Source organism: Paraburkholderia sp. GAS348 (assembly GCF_050434205.1).
Classification (GTDB): domain Bacteria; phylum Pseudomonadota; class Gammaproteobacteria; order Burkholderiales; family Burkholderiaceae; genus Paraburkholderia.
In genome coordinates this window covers 169,390-185,318 of sequence record NZ_JBNPVT010000004.1, presented here as the reverse complement: position 1 = coordinate 185,318, position 15,929 = coordinate 169,390, and the positions used below count along the sequence as shown (strand labels likewise).

Here is a 15,929-nt window from a genome sequence, read left to right as displayed (position 1 = left end):
CGATGAAACTCACTCCCGGACCGGTCATGCTCGACGTGGTCGGCGCAACGCTGAACGACGACGATAAACGCCGCCTTGCCCATCCGATGACGGGCGGCGTGATCCTGTTCGCGCGCCATTACGAGAGCCGCGCGCAACTGATCGCGCTGACCAATTCGATTCGCGCGATTCGGGACGATCTGCTGATTGCCGTCGACCACGAAGGCGGCCGCGTGCAGCGTTTTCGCACCGACGGTTTCACGGTGCTGCCGGCGATGGGCAAGCTCGGCACGCTGTGGGACAGCGACGTGTTGCACGCCACCAAGGTGACGACCGCGGTCGGCTATATCCTCGCGGCCGAATTGCGCGCGTGCGGCATCGATATGAGCTTTACGCCGGTGCTCGATCTGAATTACGGCCAGTCGCAGGTGATCGGCGACCGCTCGTTCCATCGCGATCCGCGCGTCGTGGCCCTGCTGGCGAAGAGCCTCAATCACGGCCTCGCCTTGGCCGGCATGAGCAATTGCGGCAAGCATTTTCCCGGGCACGGTTTTGCGCACGCGGACTCGCACGTTGCGATGCCGGTCGACGACCGTTCGCTCGACGAAATCCTGCGCGAGGACGTGGCGCCGTACGACTGGCTCGGCGTGTCGCTCGGCGCCGTGCTGCCCGCCCATGTGGTTTATCCCCAGGTCGACTCGAAGCCGGCGGGCTTTTCGCGTGTCTGGCTGCAGGACATCCTGCGCAAAAAATTGCGCTTCGAGGGGGCGGTCTTCAGCGACGATCTTTCGATGGAAGCCGCGCGCCAGGGCGGCACGCTGACCGAAGGCGCGAGCGCCGCGCTGGAAGCCGGTTGCGACATGGTGCTGATCTGCAATCAGCCGGACGAAGCGGAAAAGGTGCTGGACGCGCTGCGCTTCACGCCGTCGAAGGAATCGCAGCAGCGGCTCAAACGCATGCGGCCACGCGGCAAGGCGCTGAAGTGGAGCAAGCTGGTCGCCGAGCCGCAGTATCTGCAAGCGCAGACCTTGCTGCGCAGCGCGTTTGCATGAGCGTCAGTTCAACCGCATCCGTTGCAGCTTGTTGTACAGCGTCTTCGGACTGATCCCCAGCAGCGATGCCGCGCGATGGCGCGTGCCGCCGACTGCATCGAGCGTTGCGCGGATCAGCATTTCCTCCACGTCCGCGAGTGGCGTGCCGACGGTGACCTGCACGCGGCTGCCGTTCAGATCGCGCCCGTTCACCGAGCCCGCCTCGTCGGCACGCAGCGATTCAACCACGTCGCCCGACGCGTGATACGCCCGGCGCACGCGATCCTGTAACTCGCGCACATTGCCTGGCCACTCATACGAAAGACACTCGCGCAGGAAGTTCGGCGCGACCTGCTTGACCACTTCCGACGTACCGCGCGCGGCCGCTTCGTGATTCAACTCGTCGACGACGGCTTGCGCGATCAGCGCCGGATCGTCGCCGCGCTCGCGCAACGGCGGCAGTGATATCGCGGCCGCTTCGAGACGCAGCGCGAGATCTTCGTGCAAGCTGCCGTCGGCGACCGCCGCGCGCGGGTTTTTGCGCGTCGAGGCGATCAGCCGGAAGTCGGTCCCGACCTGATTCGTGCCGCCGACCCGCATGAAGGTCTGCGAATCGAGTGCGCGCAACAGCGCTTCCTGCTGGGCGCGCGGTAGTTCGGCGATTTCGTCGATGAACAGCGTGCCGCCGCTGGCCTGCTCGAACAGGCCCGGTTCGCGCTGCTCGGCACCACTGAACGCGCCGCGCTCGTGGCCGAACAACAGGCTGTCGAGCGGGCGATGCGGCGCGACGCTGCCCGCGCTCCGGCAGTCGAACGTGACAAACGGTCCTTTGCGGCGCCGGCTCATGTCGTGCAGCGTGCGCGCGGCGATCCGCTTGCCCGTGCCCGCTTCGCCGGAAATCAGCACGGCGGCTTCGGTAGGCGCGATATGTTCGATCGCGTCGTACACATGCTGGACCGCGCTGCTGCGGCCCAGTAACGAGCCGAAACGACCGAGTTGACGCAGCGAGGCGCGCAGTGTCTGGACCTCCTCGGTTAGCTCGTACGGACGCGGAATCCGGGCGAGCAGACTACGCAGGCGCGGGATATTGACCGGTTTGAGCAGGTAGTCCCAGATGCCGTGCCGCAGACCTTCGATCGCGCTCTCGACCGTCGCATTGCCGGTCATCACGATCACGGGCAAGGCGCCGCCGGGCGGGTGCGCGGGGAGGTGCTGCAACACATCGAGCCCGCTGCCATCCGGCAGATTCAGGTCGACCAGCACGACATCAGGAATGAAGCGGGTCAGCGCCGCCCGGGCCTCGGCGATGGTGGTCGCGGTGTCGACGGAGAAGCCGTCGGCGGCGAGGATGGCGGACAGACCCGACAGGCTATTGGGATCGTCTTCAACAATCAGAGCATGTGGCATGGCGAGCGCTTTTTTTAGATGGACGGAATACCCGGTACGCCGCGCCGGTACTCTGGCGCGTGGCACGGGCGCGATGGCTGGCCGGTACTGTCGGTCGAACGCCGTACCGCGCGGGCAGCGCCTGCCAAGGCGGCGGAACTGCCGCGGGCCAATTGGCATGGCAGCGGCGCAAGTCGCGGAACACGGCGTGCAGGCGGAGTTGGGGTGGTTCGACTCATGTAGTTCCAGGTCCTTTGCTTTCAGTGGATATCCGCGCCGACGCGAGGTGACGCACGGGCGGGCATCTGTATTTCCTTCACTCGACCGGTCAGAAATCCCGGTTGCTGTCGAAGAAGCGCCTTACTTCAAGTTCGGCTTGCTTACGGGTCTTACCGTAACGCTCCTGGATCAGCCCGGCCAGTTTGTCGGCGCGGCCTTCTGCCTTGGCCAGTTCGTCGTCCGTCAATTCACCCCATGCTGTCCTGGCCTCGCCGACCAGTTGCTTCCACTTGCCTTCAGCGATGTCGTGATTCATGCCGCCTCTCCGGAGTTGAGGAAAAAAAGCCTTACTGGCCTGTATCGGAGAAAAGCATGGACTGTGCCAAAGCCAATTACTTAAGCTTATCAATGGTTTGTTTGATACAAAACAGGAAGACAAAAGCAGTGCACAGGCATTTTTGAGAAGGCTGCCGGTAAAGTTTTCCTTAACCATACACGGCGGCACAAAAAAGAAAAAGCGCCCAACGTGGGCGCTTTTTTTTTTGCCATTTTTTTCGCCGCGCCGGACTTGGCTCCAGCGCAGGATTCAGGCGGCAGGCGCTTAGGCGCGGCTGCGGTACTCGTGCGTACGCGTGTCGATTTCGATCTTGTCGCCGATGTTGCAGAAGAGCGGCACTTGCAGTTCGAAACCCGTGGTCAGCTTGGCGTTCTTCAACACCTTGCCCGACGACGTATCGCCCTTGACTGCCGGCTCCGTGTAGATGATTTCACGGACCAGCGTGGTCGGCAGTTCGACCGAGATGGCTTTCTCGTTGTAGAACACGACTTCGCAAGCCATGCCGTCTTCGAGGTAATGGAGGGCGTCGCCCATCATTTCGCCTTCGACTTCGAACTGGTTGTAGTCGGCGTCCATGAACACGTACATCGGGTCAGCGAAGTACGAGTACGTGACTTCCTTGCGCTCCAGCACGACGACGTCGAACTTGTCATCTGCCTTGTACACGCTTTCCATGCCTGCGCCGGTCAGCAGGTTCTTGAACTTCATCTTCACGACGGCGGAGTTACGGCCCGACTTGTTGTATTCGGCCTTTTGCACGACCATCGCGTCGCTGCCGATCATCACGACGTTGCCGGTGCGGAGTTCCTGTGCGGTCTTCATAAAACTGTCCTGTACGAAATAAGTAGCTTCAACTTTTGCTCAACGGCATACGGCGCAAGCGGATTGGCCTGCTGGGTTTGCCTTGCGAATCGCTCTGACCCCGTGGGTCTGGCCCCGTGAGTCTGGCCCTGTGAGTCTGGTCCGTTATCCTGGGCGAATTTGCCAGACGAATTTGCAAGACGAGTCTGCCAAATGAATTTGCCAAACGAATATGCCAAACCACTCGCCACGATCGGGCCGCGCTTGCGTCGTCGGCCGTTGGATAACCGCTTATTTTAACTGAGTTTTTGCGAACAAGGCCAGATTTCCGGCGAGGTCGCCCACCTGGACTAGCTCGCCGGCCCATTCGGCCGCGCGCTGCTTCAGCACCGCGCGGTGACGCTGGAATTCCGCCCAGTCCGGCCGGCCCGCGCCGTTCCATGCGTGCCAGAAGCGCGCGAGGGCGTCCCGCGCGTCGGCGGGCAGGGTGCGGGCGTAGTGGGCGAGCGCGGCATCGAGCTTCGGCAGATGGGCGTCGTCGGCTTGCGGGTAGATGTGCCAGACGAAGGGTTTGGCGGCCCATTGGGCGCGCACGAACGAATCTTCACCGCGCACGAAATTGACGTCGCTGGCCCACAGTAGCGTGTCGTAACCCGGTTGCCCGGTGAAAGCGAGCGCGTGAACGCTGAGGCTGCCGCGCTCGGCATACGAACCGGCAGCGAACGCGCTCAGCCCGAAAAAGCGCGCGACCGCGCCCGAAATGCGGCCTTCCGGTACCAGTAGAACGACCGGCTCTGCGCTGTCGCGCCATTGTTCGAGCAGGCTGTCGACGGCGGGGTTTTCGTAGGCGAACAGCGAGACGATCGTGGCCGAGGACGGCGGCGGCGCGCGGCCGGCGGTTTTCAGCCACCACGCTTCGCGCGCCGGTTGCGATGCTTCGAACGCCGTGCGCGCGGCGTCGAGATACCCTTCCTTCAGCACGCCGCCGGTGCCGGGGCCGAGTCCGGGGAAAAAGAAGGTCTTGATCAGCGGGTAGCTCGGATGCGGCGACGGTCGCAGATGGAAATCCGCGACCCAGTCTTCGGCGCTCAGATATTCGAGGTTGAACCAGACCGGCGCGCGCTCGCGCCGCGCCATCGCGGCGACGTAGATCGGCGGCAATTCGCAGGCAAATGCCTCGATCACGACGTCAGCCACTTCGAGCGTATCGCCCGCGTGGGCCGGCTCGTGCCAGTGTTCGACGACGATGCCGTCAATCGCCTGGCGCGCCCGATCCAGTGCCAGCGACGGGCACAGCTTCTGGAACGCGTGCAGATCATCGACGAACACGCGCATCTGCCAGCCGTGCTCGCTCGCCAGTTGGCGGGCGAGACGCCAGCACACGCCGATGTCGCCGAAATTGTCGATCACCGCGCAAAAGATATCGCAGGCGATTGCCGTGGGCGCGGCGACGGGTTGTTCGGACGGCGGCGTAGCGGTGGACATGGTGGCGTGGATCACGGAGTGGAACGGGGGCGTGCCTGGGTTCTGCAGGGCCTTGCTGGCGGGTGACGCAATCAGGCTCAGCCGCTGGCTTGCGCCGCTCTATCGCGCCATTCGATACAGCAGGGTTCGAACGTACGCGGAATGCTCTAAACTGGCGATTCTAAAGCACTCATCCGCGGTTCCGCGTCTAAGTGACTACTCAGCGCGCAGCACGCCGTCAGAGGCTTCGCGACACTGCCCCAGCCAACCGATTCTGCATGACCGAACCCGAAGCAACCGACGTTTTCGAGCCGAAAAAAGTGCTCGCCCAATTGCCGCATCTGCCCGGCGTCTATCGCTATTACGATACGCAGGGCGCGGTGCTTTACGTGGGCAAGGCGCGCGATCTCAAGAAGCGCGTTTCGAGCTACTTCACGAAGACGCAACTGTCGCCGCGTATCGCGATGATGGTGACGCGCATTGCGCGCATCGAGACGACTGTCACGCGTTCCGAGGCCGAAGCGCTGCTGCTCGAAAACAATCTGATCAAGGCGCTGGCGCCGCGTTACAACATTCTGTTTCGCGACGACAAGTCGTATCCCTATCTCAAGCTGACCGGCCACAAGTTTCCGCGCATGGCGTATTACCGCGGCTCGGTGGATCGCAAGAATCAGTACTTCGGCCCGTTCCCGAGTGCGTGGGCGGTGCGTGAGAGCATCCAGATCCTGCAGCGCGTCTTCCAGTTGCGCACGTGCGAAGATTCCGTGTTCAACAACCGCACCCGACCGTGTCTGCTGCATCAGATCGGCCGCTGCACGGCGCCGTGCGTCGGGGCAATCAGCGAAGAAGATTACGCCCGCGATGTCGCCAACGCGTCGCGCTTTCTGCTCGGCCGGCAGGGCGAGGTGATGAAGGAGCTCGAACAGAAAATGCACGCGTTCGCGAGCGAGCTGAAGTTCGAGCAGGCCGCGGCGGTGCGCAATCAGATGAGTTCGCTGTCGACAGTGCTGCATCAGCAGGCGATCGAAGTCGGCGGCGATAGCGACGTGGATATTCTTGCGGTCGTCGCGCTCGGCGGCCGTGTGTGCGTGAATCTCGCGATGGTGCGCGGCGGGCGGCATCTGGGCGACAAGGCCTATTTCCCGGCGCATGTGGAAAGCGCCTTGACGGTCGGCGAGGGCGGTCTTGAAGAGGGCGGCGACGATGAGCCGTTGGCCGACGTCGCGACCGGCGCGGGCTTGGTGTCTGACGAGGCCGCAACCGGCGCGAACGCATCGTCCGATGCAGCTGACGCCCTCGCAATCGCCGGGGAGATGCGGTCCGAAGAGGATGATGACGACGCAGATGCTGCTGTCGAGGCCGAAGATGAAGAGGATGATGCGGCCGAGTCCGAGTCCGAGTCCGAGTCCGAGTCCGAGTCCGAGTCCGAGTCCGAGTCCGAGTCCGAACCCGAAGTCGAGACTTCGGCGCCACGCAAAGGCCGTGCAACCGTCGGCGGCATCGAATCAGAAGTGCTGGAGGCGTTCATCGCACAGCACTACATCGGCAATCGCGTCCCGCCGGTGCTGGTGGTCAGCCACGCGCCGGCCACGCGCGAGCTGGTCGATGTGCTGATCGAACAGGCCGGCCACAAAGTAACGGTGTTGCGCCAGCCGCAAGGTCAACGGCGCGCATGGCTTGCAATGGCCGAGCAGAACGCGCGGCTCGCGCTCGCGCGCCTGCTCTCGGAACAAGGCTCGCAGCAGGCCCGCACGCGCGCGCTCACCGACACGCTCGGCATGGAATGCGAGGACCTCGCGCATCTGCGTATCGAGTGCTTCGACATCAGCCACACGATGGGCGAGGCGACGCAGGCGTCCTGCGTGGTGTATCACCATCACAAGATGCAGTCGTCCGAATACCGCCGCTACAACATCACCGGCATCACCCCGGGCGACGACTACGCAGCGATGCGCCAGGTGCTCACGCGCCGCTACGAGAAGATGGTCGCGCAAGCGGCTGCGAACGCCGCAGACGAAGCCGCCGAATTGCAAACAGACGCGGCCGCGGACCCGCTGCTCGTAGCGGATGCCGCGGAGCCAGCGGCGGCTGGCGGCATCCTGCCGACCATCGTGTTGATCGACGGCGGCAAGGGGCAGGTCGAAATCGCCCGCCAGGTGTTCACCGAGCTGGGTCTCGATACCGGCATGCTCGTCGGTGTCGCGAAGGGCGAAGGACGCAAGGTCGGTCTCGAAACCTTGATTTTCGCCGACGGCCGTGCGCCGCTCGAACTCGGCAAGGAGAGCGCGGCGCTGATGCTGGTCGCGCAGATTCGTGACGAGGCACACCGCTTTGCGATTACCGGCATGCGCGCTAAGCGCGGCAAGACACGCCAGACCTCGCGGCTCGAAGAGCTCGAAGGGGTGGGCGCGAAGCGGCGTCAGCGTTTGCTGGCGCGCTTCGGCGGCCTGCGTGGGGTGGTCGCGGCAAGCGTCGAGGATCTGGCGAGCGTCGAAGGGATTTCGCAGGCGCTTGCCGAGCAGATCTACCGGCAGTTGCACTGATCACGGTACGCCGCGCTGCCCACGGCGCGGCAACGAGCGGTCGCTAAGCGACGCTGAAGCGGCGCAGAAGCGGTCGGCAAGCGGCTGATAAGCGGTGCTCCGGCGGCGTGCGTGCCTGGCCCCGCGCGCCGCTTTGCTTGTGGCAGGCCTTGTGACACGGCACAATTGCATCTCCCTTGTCAGACGCTGCGCCTGCCCATGCCGTTTAATTTTCCGATTTTCCTGACTTGGCTGCGGATCGTCCTGATTCCGCTCGTCGTCGGCGTGTTTTATTTGCCCGACATGATGATGAGCCCGGCACACCGCAATCTGGCGGCCGCGACGATCTTCATTCTGGCGGCGCTCACCGACTGGTTCGACGGCTTTCTGGCCCGCAAATGGAATCAGACCTCGGCGTTCGGCGCGTTTCTCGACCCGGTCGCTGACAAGCTGATGGTGACGGCAGCGTTGCTGGTGCTCGTGCAACTCGCGCGGATCGATTCGGCGATAGCGCTGGTGATCGTCGGACGCGAGATCGCGATCTCGGCGCTGCGTGAGTGGATGGCGCAGATCGGCGCATCGAAGAGCGTTGCGGTGAATTCTCTCGGCAAGTTCAAGACCGTTTGCCAGATGGTCGCGATTCCGATGTTGCTGTTCTACGGGCCGTTGCCGTTTGGCAGCGGAGTCTCTGTCGATACGCGTGTGTGGGGCCTGTGGCTGATCTATCTGGCCGCGTTCCTGACGATCTGGTCGATGCTCTATTACATGAAACTCGCATGGCCGCAGATCCGCGAGCGGGGTGGCGTTGCCTGATTGCAGAACGATCGAGGCGCAACGCCGGGGTGGCTGAAGGGTGTCCGAACGTCGCGCAAGCGTGAGCGAAATCTTTTCAGTTAAAGACATTCGCAAAAGGGGTTGACACGTTTCAGTCGTTTCTCCATAATCTCGTTTCTCCGATGCACGCAGTTCGAAACGTCGGTGGCAGTAAGAGTGCAGTTGCAGTAACAAGGCAGCAGTTAGCGTAATAAAAGCAGTGCAAAAGCAGCACAATGCGGGAGTAGCTCAGTTGGTAGAGCGCAACCTTGCCAAGGTTGAGGTCGCGAGTTCGAGCCTCGTCTCCCGCTCCAATTTTTGAAGCAGCGCGTTGTTTGGCGAAGTGAAAATGCAAGGCGTTGTGAAGTAGGGCAATGCGGGAGTAGCTCAGTTGGTAGAGCGCAACCTTGCCAAGGTTGAGGTCGCGAGTTCGAGCCTCGTCTCCCGCTCCATACATAAGGGGAAGCAACGCTTCCCTTTTTGTTTGGTGGGCCGGTCCTTACGGTTACCCACCAGGCAAATCTGAGAATCTGCAGCTAGGTTCCAGTCCGCTTGCGGCGCGATAGCAAAGCGGTTATGCAGCGGCCTGCAAAGCCGTTTAGGCCGGTTCGACTCCGGCTCGCGCCTCCAGTAGTTGATGTAAAGAAAAGCCCCGACTCGTCGGGGCTTTTCTTTTTTGTGCGCCCAGCATGGGCGCACTCCAGTGGGTGCAAGTCCAAGGGTTTTTTTTCTCATCCTCGTTTGCTGCAAAACAGGCCAGCCATGCGTATCCCAGACCGCGAACGCCGCTCCTTCTACCTGCGCCTGGTCTACGCGCTATGCCTCTGCGGCGCCACCTGGACACATCTGCAAGTGGCCCTGGTCCACGGACTCTGGTGGGACTACGGCGGTGCGGCGCCGCTGACGCGAATCTACTGGACGTCATTGCTCTTCATCGATCCGCTAACCGCTCTACTGCTGCTGTCGAGTCCGCTCGCAGGGCTGATCCTCTGCGTCACCGTCATCGTGACCGACGTGGTGCACAATTCATGGTTCGCGTTGCACCATCCGATCCGCATGGACCTGTACGTTTCGCAGATCATCTTCCTGCTGTTCGTCGCGTTCACGGTGCGGACCGCCTGGCTAGGGACCGCAAGACGGTCTGCCGCGCTGCGCGCCGTCGATTGAATGGCCCGATTGCCTGTCCTCACGAGGCCGCATGTACCTACAACTCACCGGCACCAACGTCCGTCTGCTCGGCTCGATGCATCTGTTTCCGGCGACGAGCCGCAGAACGCCGCCATGGATCACCGAAGCGTATGACTGGGCCGAATCGCTGGTCTTCGAATCCGATCCACCGACGATCCTGCCGTTTCTGAAGGCGCCCCCGCGGGGCGGTGCCGATCAACTGCAGCCCTTGCTGTCCGCCGATGCCTGGAATCAGCTACACGCAGTGTGGCCCGCGGAAGGTCCGTTGGCGCCGCTCATCGATTTGCGTCCTTGGGCCGCGCTGATCGTCGCTCCAACGCTGTTCCAGCAGGTCGTCGAAGGCGTCGAGCCGCGCATGCTGCGCTCGGCGCTGACGCAAGCCAAACCGTACCAGTATCTCGAGACCGCAGAGGAAGTGGCGGCGTCGCTCGAATCGATTCCGCTCGAAGCAGTTGGCACCGCGCTCGGCATGCTCATGTCCGATCTCGACGAACCGCAGCGCACGCTCGAACGGATGCACGTTGCCTGGCTGCATGGCGATTTGCCGGCCGTGCATCAGATTGCCGTCGAATCGCCTATGTTCAACCTGCCCGGCATCCGCCACGCCATTCTCGATACGCGCAATCGCGCGTGGGCGGCGCGTGTGAAAGCGTTGCTCGGACGGCCGGAGCGGACCTTGGTGGTGGTGGGCGCGCTGCATTTGTGCGGGCCCGGTAATCTGATCGAATGTCTCGCGCAGTCCGTCGAGCCGGTTTTTGTTAGCAGCTAGCGGGTTTGCGGTCGGGCGGATTAGCCTAGGCCGCCACGCGCGGCATAATTCCGCATTGCCTCCGCCCGTTAAGGCGCGCTTCCTTTGAAGACTTTCCATGACTGAACCGCAGCAAACCGCCGCCACGCGACTGGCGCAACTCGAATGGCGCTGGAAAGCGTTCGAAGACCTCACCCCCGCCGAAGTCTATGCGATGCTGGCCGCGCGCAGCGCGGTGTTCGTGGTCGAGCAGAACTGCGTGTATGGCGATATCGACGGGCTCGATGCAGATGCCTGGCATCTGTTCGCGTTTGGTCCCGGCAACGCGTCCAACATCAAAGGTCCGCCGCTCGCGGGCTATCTGCGCGTGCTGCTGCCGGACGCCGACGACACCGATATCCGCATCGGCCGCGTCCTGACAACCGCGGAATTCCGCGGCATCGGCCTCGGCAACGCGATGCTCGAGCGCTCGCTCACGCATATCCGTGCGCAGTGGCCCGCCACGCCGATCCGTTTGCATGCGCAAGCGCATCTGCAAGGCTTCTACGGCGCGTTCGGCTTTACGCCGGTGTCGGAGATTCACGTAGAGGATGGCATCCCGCACGTGTGGATGCGTTCGGCCTAATAAGCCAGGTTGCAACCGGACTCGGCGCGCGTGCGCCGGCCGGCTTCAATCGCCGCGACTTCAATAGTTTCGAAATTTCAGCGGTGGCTGCTCGCAGGCGCTGACGTGGGCTGCGCCAAGCCTTGTTTCGCCTTTGCACGCCGCTCGCTGCGCAGACGTCCGCGTGCCGACAAGCGCATCCAGTGACGCAACGCTACCAGCGCGCCGATCACGCTCATCATCGAGCCCGGAATCCACAGTAACAGCCCGCCGATCTGCTGATCGCGCATGGGGCTCAGCCACGTGAAGGCGCGGCCGCAGATCGAGTAGATCGGATACAGTTCGTGCGGCGTAAAGAAGATAAACGCGCCGAGGATGATCTGCGGCGGAATCGCGGCGATCACGACCAGTACGCGCTTGCCGGGCGACAAACGTGCCGGCGGCGCGGGCCGCGGATCGAGCACGAGCCACCAGAACAACAGGCCGTCGATCACCATGCTCCAGTTCATGACGCGATAGAGCCGCCAGTCGAGCATCGCCACGAAATGAATCGGCGACATCAGCCAGAAGTAGATCAGCCCGACGAACAACGTGACCGCAACCACCGGATGCATCACGACGTCGAGCAGCTTGCGGACTACCGGGGTCTCCAGCGCGGGCCGCACGAAGTGCTGCCGCCAGCTGAATGGAATGCCCGCGCGCAACGCGGCACCCGGATAAGAGAACGCAATAAAGAACGGCCCGAGGTGATGCAGCACCAGATGCTGTGCGCGATGCATGAAGAACTCATGCTCGAAGAAATAGTCGAGCCGCGTGTGCAGTGCGACATACAACGCGACCAGCCCGAACCAGAAAGAAATGCGCCGGAGAATCGACACCTTCGCCTTGTGCGCACCGCGCACGAACAGAATCGCCGGCACCAGCAAGGCGATAACGACGGTCGGCGAAAACTCCCAAGGGTCGAGCCAGTAGAGCAGGTTCATCGCAAGGCGTTACTTGGTCTGGGCGGGGGACTTGACGGCGAACGGCGTATCGAGTGTTTCTCCGTCGGAGAACTTCAGCGTCAGATGCACGGTGTCGCCCGGTGCGACCTTGTGCTTCGCGTCTTCAAGCATCACGTGATAGCCGCCCGGCGCGATCGCTACCTGGCCGTGGGCGGGCACGGTCAGCTTGTCGACCATCACCATCTTCTGCGTCGAACCGTTCGACACGGTTTGATGCAGCATCGCGTCGCCGTAGTCGCTGCTGGAAATATCGACGAGGTCGATCGGCTTGTCGCTCGCGTTCACCAGCGTCACATAGCCGGCGGCGGGGAGGTTGTTCGGCAGCCAGCGCACCCACGCGTCTTTGGCTGTGATGGTGTTAGCACCGGCGGCAAGCGCTGCCGAAGCGAAACCGAACGAGAGGGCGACGGTGCAGCTCAGTGCAGCGAACGTTTTGACTTTGATCGACATGGATGAACTCGGGAAAGGTCAGGAATGGTCGTCAATGATACGGCGCAGGTCTTGCGCGATCGTATCGGGAGTATCGTGATCGGTGGCGAGCAGGCGCGCGTGGCCCTGCTGATCGAACACGTAGACGGCCGAGCTATGGGTGACTTCGTAGTTGCCGTTGGGGTCGCGCTTTTCCATCTGATAGGCGACCCGGTAACGCTTGGCGAGCGATTCGATCTGCCAGTCGGTGCCGGTCAGGCCTTCGGCGTGTTGCGAATCGAAGGCGCCGACGTAATCGTGCAAGGCTTTGGGCGTGTCGCGTGCCGGGTCGACGGTGATGAACAGGATGCGCACTTTTTGCGCGTCCGGGCCGAGTTTGCCGAGAACCCGCATCAGGCGGCCCATCGTTTCTGGGCAGACGTCCGGACAATGGGTATAACCAAAGTAGACGAGCGACGTGCGGCCTTTAAACGAATCACCGGTTACGGCGCGGCCGTCGTCACCCGTTAGCGTGAAATCGAGATCCGGCAAGTGGCCGGTTACGTTGGTCAACTGGAACGGTTCGGTGCGGTGCGTGCAGCCCGCTAGCGCGCCGAGCACGCCCACCATGACGGCCAGTGCGACCAGGCGCCCGGGCCATGGCTGGCGCGGCGTCAAGAGGTTCGGCTGTTGGTGGTGGGACGAGATGATGGGGAACAAAGCAGGGTTCAAATACTCGATTGAAGAGCGGCGCGTGAAGCTGCCCGTAAATGGACGTGGCGTGGTTCGTGCAAAAGCGCGTGGCCCGTCATAGTGTGCGAATGGGTCGTCGCTGCAATGGTCCGCGTGGCTGCGACTGTATCGCAAAATATCCGCTGACGTCACCCGGCGCCCGCGGGCGCGCGGTTTGCGAGGCAATTTGACGCAGGCGGCTGAAAGTTCGCCGAAGGCGGACTGTTCTCTTTTTGAACGCAGGCGTGAGTGGCATCGGCTGCGCCGCCAGGCTGGGCTTGTGTCCCGGCTTACTTTCTCGAAAAATTGACGGATGCGCGGTAAGATGCGCACACTTTTCCGGCCGCAGAAGGCTGAAAGGCAAAATTAACCGATGCAGGCACTTCCGGCTGTTCTGTCTCCTTGTGAGACGGCATTTTTCTTCGACTTCGACGGCACGCTCGTCGAACTCGCGCCCACGCCGGACGGCGTGCTGGTGCAACCGCGCGTGATCGGCTTGCTGAGCGAGTTGCGCAGTCTCACGAACGGCGCGGTCGCGATCGTGTCGGGCCGCGGCATCGACAGCATCGACAGTTTTCTCGGCATGCCCGATTTGCCGATCGCCGGTCTGCATGGCGCCGAGCGGCGCGACGCGAACGGCGACACGCAGCGCATCGGCTTTCACGATGAGCGGCTGTTGCGCATGGAGCAGGTGCTCGCGCAGGTCGTCAACGAACACCCCGGCATGCTGCTCGAGATCAAAGGCGCGGCGCTGGCGCTGCACTACCGCAACGCACCCGACCGCGAGCCGGTGGCGCGCGAGGCGACCGGGCGGCTGGTTGCCGATTACCCCGGCTCGTATGTGTTGCAGCCGGGCAAGATGGTCTACGAAATCAAACCGAAGGATGTCGACAAGGGCCGCGCAATCCGCGCGTTCCTGGACGAGCCGCCGTTTGTCGGCCGTACGGCGGTGTTTGCCGGCGACGACCTGACCGACGAGAAAGGCTTTGCCGTCGTCAACGAGCGTGGCGGTCTGTCGATCAAGGTGGGGGCGGGCGACACGATGGCGCATACGCGCGTCGAGTCGGTAACGGCGCTGCTCGACTGGCTGGAATCGATTGTCGCGGCCGCGCGCGGAGCGTGATGGTGACGCCGCCGATGACGCCGTATCACTCAACGACCATGACTTACTGCATCGGGAATTGCGCTTCATGAGCCGACTGATCATCGTATCGAACCGGGTTGCGCCAATCTCGGAGGGCGGCCCGGCGGCGGGCGGTCTGGCGGTCGGCGTGTACGACGCGCTGAAGGAAACCGGCGGCATGTGGTTCGGCTGGAGCGGCGACGTGCTCAGCTCGGGCCAGCCGCAGATCAAGGTGGAAGAGCGCGGACCCGTGACCTTCGCGACCATCGCGCTGATGCGCCGCGACTACGATCAGTATTACCGTGGTTTCTCGAACGCCACGCTGTGGCCCGCGTTCCACTATCGCGCCGATCTGCTGCAGTACGATCGGCACGACTTCGAAGGCTATTGCCGCGTCAATGCGTGGCTCGCCCAGCAGCTCGTGCCGCTATTGCGCGAAGACGACGTGATCTGGGTCCACGACTATCACCTGATTCCGTTCGCCCAGGCGTTGCGGGCGGCCGGTGTGAAAAATCGCATCGGCTTCTTTCTGCATATTCCGTTTCCGGCTTCGCAGGTGTTGCTGGGAGTGCCGCCGCATCGCGAGCTGGTCGAAGCGCTCTGTTCATTCGATCTGCTCGGCTTCCAGACCGCGCCGGATTTACGGGCGTTCTGCGATTACATCGTCAACGAGGCGAACGGCACGGTCGACGTGTCGGCCAGCCGCCCGCTGACCGTCCATGCGTTCGGTCGCACCCTGCGTGCGGCGGCTTACCCGATCGGCGTCTACCCGGACGAAATCGCCGAGCTTGCGAAAGCGGGCGAGCGCGGCAAGCCGGTGCGCACGATGAAGACGGCGCTGCATGCGCGCAAGCTGATCATGAGCGTGGACCGCCTCGATTATTCGAAGGGGCTGGTCGAGCGGTTTCGTGCGTTCGAGCGCCTGCTGGAACATTCCACTGCGCAACGCAACAAGGTGTCGTTCCTGCAAATCGCCCCGCCGACGCGTGCCGACATGCACGCGTATCAGGACATCCGTTTGCAGCTCGAAGGGGAGTCGGGGCGTATCAATGGCCGCTTTGCCGAACTGGACTGGACGCCGATCCTGTACATCCATAAGCAGTACGAGCGCTCGGTGCTGGCCGCGCTGTTTCGCACGGCGCATGTCGGTTACGTCACGCCGTTGCGCGACGGCATGAACCTCGTCGCCAAGGAGTATGTGTCGGCGCAGGATCCGGAGAATCCGGGCGTGCTCGTGCTGTCGCGCTTTGCCGGCGCCGCGCAGGAACTGGATGGCGCGTTGATCGTGAATCCGGTCGATATCGACGGTATGGCCGAGGCGCTCGCTATGGCGCTGGAGATGCCGCTTGCGGAGCGTCAGGCGCGTCATCGCGACATGATGGTGCAGCTGCGCGAGAACAACGTGTCGGTGTGGCGCGATAACTTCATGCGGGATCTTCAAAGTGCGCATGGTGCGAAGAGCGCCAGAACCGTGAAGGTGCGTGCTGGATCGGGAAGGAAGGCCGTGCGCGAAACCACGGTCGGATAGGCGGCTATCAGGCCCGGTTTCAACTGCCCCGGAAAACAGAAA

The 15,929-nt window shown here is 63.0% G+C and carries 15 protein-coding genes and 3 tRNA genes; 11 read left to right on the top strand and 7 right to left on the bottom strand.

The features are described from left to right. The first annotated feature begins 2 nt into the window (after window positions 1–2). Complete coding sequence (gene nagZ / locus P3T22_RS08820) at window positions 3–1,031, top strand: beta-N-acetylhexosaminidase (protein WP_429324774.1); 1,029 nt, start codon at window positions 3–5, stop codon at window positions 1,029–1,031. Window positions 1,032–1,034: 3 nt separating this feature from the next. On the opposite strand, the gene P3T22_RS08815 is transcribed toward nagZ, so the two are convergent. The 4 genes from P3T22_RS08815 to earP all read right to left on the bottom strand — a co-directional run bounded on the left by P3T22_RS08815 (window position 1,035) and on the right by earP (window position 5,238). After that, window positions 1,035–2,417 carry a sigma-54-dependent transcriptional regulator gene (locus P3T22_RS08815; RefSeq protein ID WP_429324773.1) on the bottom strand — a complete coding sequence of 461 codons (1,383 nt, stop codon included), beginning with the start codon at window positions 2,415–2,417 and terminating at the stop codon, window positions 1,035–1,037. Between the two features lie 307 nt (window positions 2,418–2,724). Next, window positions 2,725–2,931 (bottom strand): CsbD family protein, encoded by a 207-nt coding sequence (locus P3T22_RS08810; RefSeq protein ID WP_063496835.1) that lies wholly within the window; start codon window positions 2,929–2,931, stop codon window positions 2,725–2,727. 285 nt (window positions 2,932–3,216) lie between these two features. Then, window positions 3,217–3,774: an elongation factor P gene (gene efp / locus P3T22_RS08805; protein ID WP_054036233.1), complete on the bottom strand. Its 558-nt coding sequence runs from the start codon at window positions 3,772–3,774 to the stop codon at window positions 3,217–3,219. Window positions 3,775–4,044: 270 nt separating this feature from the next. Beyond that, window positions 4,045–5,238 (bottom strand): elongation factor P maturation arginine rhamnosyltransferase EarP, encoded by a 1,194-nt coding sequence (earP, locus tag P3T22_RS08800; RefSeq protein WP_063496834.1) that lies wholly within the window; start codon window positions 5,236–5,238, stop codon window positions 4,045–4,047. Window positions 5,239–5,495: 257 nt separating this feature from the next. Here earP and uvrC point away from each other — a divergent pair, with 257 nt between their 5' ends. From uvrC to P3T22_RS08760, 8 genes are all read left to right on the top strand, one after another. Then, window positions 5,496–7,760: an excinuclease ABC subunit UvrC gene (uvrC, locus tag P3T22_RS08795; protein ID WP_429324772.1), complete on the top strand. Its 2,265-nt coding sequence runs from the start codon at window positions 5,496–5,498 to the stop codon at window positions 7,758–7,760. Between the two features lie 198 nt (window positions 7,761–7,958). Further along, window positions 7,959–8,552 carry a CDP-diacylglycerol--glycerol-3-phosphate 3-phosphatidyltransferase gene (pgsA, locus tag P3T22_RS08790; protein ID WP_063496832.1) on the top strand — a complete coding sequence of 198 codons (594 nt, stop codon included), beginning with the start codon at window positions 7,959–7,961 and terminating at the stop codon, window positions 8,550–8,552. 238 nt (window positions 8,553–8,790) lie between these two features. Continuing rightward, window positions 8,791–8,866: transfer RNA gene (locus P3T22_RS08785), tRNA-Gly, on the top strand. Between the two features lie 62 nt (window positions 8,867–8,928). After that, window positions 8,929–9,004 (top strand) — tRNA-Gly (locus P3T22_RS08780). A gap of 104 nt (window positions 9,005–9,108) precedes the next feature. Continuing rightward, a tRNA-Cys gene (locus tag P3T22_RS08775) sits at window positions 9,109–9,182 on the top strand. 132 nt (window positions 9,183–9,314) lie between these two features. Next, the gene (locus P3T22_RS08770) at window positions 9,315–9,719 is read left to right on the top strand and encodes a hypothetical protein (protein WP_429324771.1); all 405 of its coding nucleotides are present in this window, start codon (window positions 9,315–9,317) and stop codon (window positions 9,717–9,719) included. Between the two features lie 31 nt (window positions 9,720–9,750). Continuing rightward, complete coding sequence (locus P3T22_RS08765) at window positions 9,751–10,509, top strand: TraB/GumN family protein (RefSeq protein WP_063496830.1); 759 nt, start codon at window positions 9,751–9,753, stop codon at window positions 10,507–10,509. 97 nt (window positions 10,510–10,606) lie between these two features. After that, a complete protein-coding gene (locus tag P3T22_RS08760; protein WP_063496829.1) occupies window positions 10,607–11,113 on the top strand; it encodes a GNAT family N-acetyltransferase in 507 nt (168 codons plus the stop codon). A gap of 77 nt (window positions 11,114–11,190) precedes the next feature. Here the strand turns inward: P3T22_RS08760 and P3T22_RS08755 are convergent, their stop codons facing one another. Genes P3T22_RS08755 through P3T22_RS08745 form a run of 3 tightly spaced genes read right to left on the bottom strand, consistent with a single transcriptional unit; the run spans window position 11,191 to window position 13,134 of the window. Further along, window positions 11,191–12,075 carry a cytochrome c oxidase assembly protein gene (locus P3T22_RS08755; protein ID WP_429324770.1) on the bottom strand — a complete coding sequence of 295 codons (885 nt, stop codon included), beginning with the start codon at window positions 12,073–12,075 and terminating at the stop codon, window positions 11,191–11,193. Window positions 12,076–12,084: 9 nt separating this feature from the next. Further along, the gene (locus P3T22_RS08750; RefSeq protein WP_429324769.1) at window positions 12,085–12,546 is read right to left on the bottom strand and encodes a copper chaperone PCu(A)C; all 462 of its coding nucleotides are present in this window, start codon (window positions 12,544–12,546) and stop codon (window positions 12,085–12,087) included. Between the two features lie 18 nt (window positions 12,547–12,564). Beyond that, window positions 12,565–13,134, bottom strand: coding sequence for an SCO family protein (locus P3T22_RS08745; protein WP_429324898.1), 570 nt, complete (start codon window positions 13,132–13,134; stop codon window positions 12,565–12,567). A 475-nt stretch (window positions 13,135–13,609) separates the two neighbouring features. On the opposite strand from P3T22_RS08745, the gene otsB reads away from it, so the two are divergent. Next, window positions 13,610–14,359, top strand: coding sequence for a trehalose-phosphatase (gene otsB / locus P3T22_RS08740; RefSeq protein WP_429324768.1), 750 nt, complete (start codon window positions 13,610–13,612; stop codon window positions 14,357–14,359). Window positions 14,360–14,426: 67 nt separating this feature from the next. Next, the gene (otsA, locus tag P3T22_RS08735; RefSeq protein ID WP_063498027.1) at window positions 14,427–15,887 is read left to right on the top strand and encodes an alpha,alpha-trehalose-phosphate synthase (UDP-forming); all 1,461 of its coding nucleotides are present in this window, start codon (window positions 14,427–14,429) and stop codon (window positions 15,885–15,887) included. Window positions 15,888–15,929 lie beyond the last annotated feature (42 nt).

What these genes read in the sequence shown, in the direction of transcription:
- nagZ (WP_429324774.1), top strand. Translation starts at nt 3, where the DNA reads ATGAAACTCACTCCCGGACCGGTCATGCTCGACGTGGTCGGCGCAACG.
- P3T22_RS08815 (WP_429324773.1), bottom strand. Translation starts at nt 2,417, where the DNA reads ATGCCACATGCTCTGATTGTTGAAGACGATCCCAATAGCCTGTCGGGT.
- P3T22_RS08810 (WP_063496835.1), bottom strand. Translation starts at nt 2,931, where the DNA reads ATGAATCACGACATCGCTGAAGGCAAGTGGAAGCAACTGGTCGGCGAG.
- efp (WP_054036233.1), bottom strand. Translation starts at nt 3,774, where the DNA reads ATGAAGACCGCACAGGAACTCCGCACCGGCAACGTCGTGATGATCGGC.
- earP (WP_063496834.1), bottom strand. Translation starts at nt 5,238, where the DNA reads ATGTCCACCGCTACGCCGCCGTCCGAACAACCCGTCGCCGCGCCCACG.
- uvrC (WP_429324772.1), top strand. Translation starts at nt 5,496, where the DNA reads ATGACCGAACCCGAAGCAACCGACGTTTTCGAGCCGAAAAAAGTGCTC.
- pgsA (WP_063496832.1), top strand. Translation starts at nt 7,959, where the DNA reads ATGCCGTTTAATTTTCCGATTTTCCTGACTTGGCTGCGGATCGTCCTG.
- P3T22_RS08770 (WP_429324771.1), top strand. Translation starts at nt 9,315, where the DNA reads ATGCGTATCCCAGACCGCGAACGCCGCTCCTTCTACCTGCGCCTGGTC.
- P3T22_RS08765 (WP_063496830.1), top strand. Translation starts at nt 9,751, where the DNA reads ATGTACCTACAACTCACCGGCACCAACGTCCGTCTGCTCGGCTCGATG.
- P3T22_RS08760 (WP_063496829.1), top strand. Translation starts at nt 10,607, where the DNA reads ATGACTGAACCGCAGCAAACCGCCGCCACGCGACTGGCGCAACTCGAA.
- P3T22_RS08755 (WP_429324770.1), bottom strand. Translation starts at nt 12,075, where the DNA reads ATGAACCTGCTCTACTGGCTCGACCCTTGGGAGTTTTCGCCGACCGTC.
- P3T22_RS08750 (WP_429324769.1), bottom strand. Translation starts at nt 12,546, where the DNA reads ATGTCGATCAAAGTCAAAACGTTCGCTGCACTGAGCTGCACCGTCGCC.
- P3T22_RS08745 (WP_429324898.1), bottom strand. Translation starts at nt 13,134, where the DNA reads ATGGTGGGCGTGCTCGGCGCGCTAGCGGGCTGCACGCACCGCACCGAA.
- otsB (WP_429324768.1), top strand. Translation starts at nt 13,610, where the DNA reads ATGCAGGCACTTCCGGCTGTTCTGTCTCCTTGTGAGACGGCATTTTTC.
- otsA (WP_063498027.1), top strand. Translation starts at nt 14,427, where the DNA reads ATGAGCCGACTGATCATCGTATCGAACCGGGTTGCGCCAATCTCGGAG.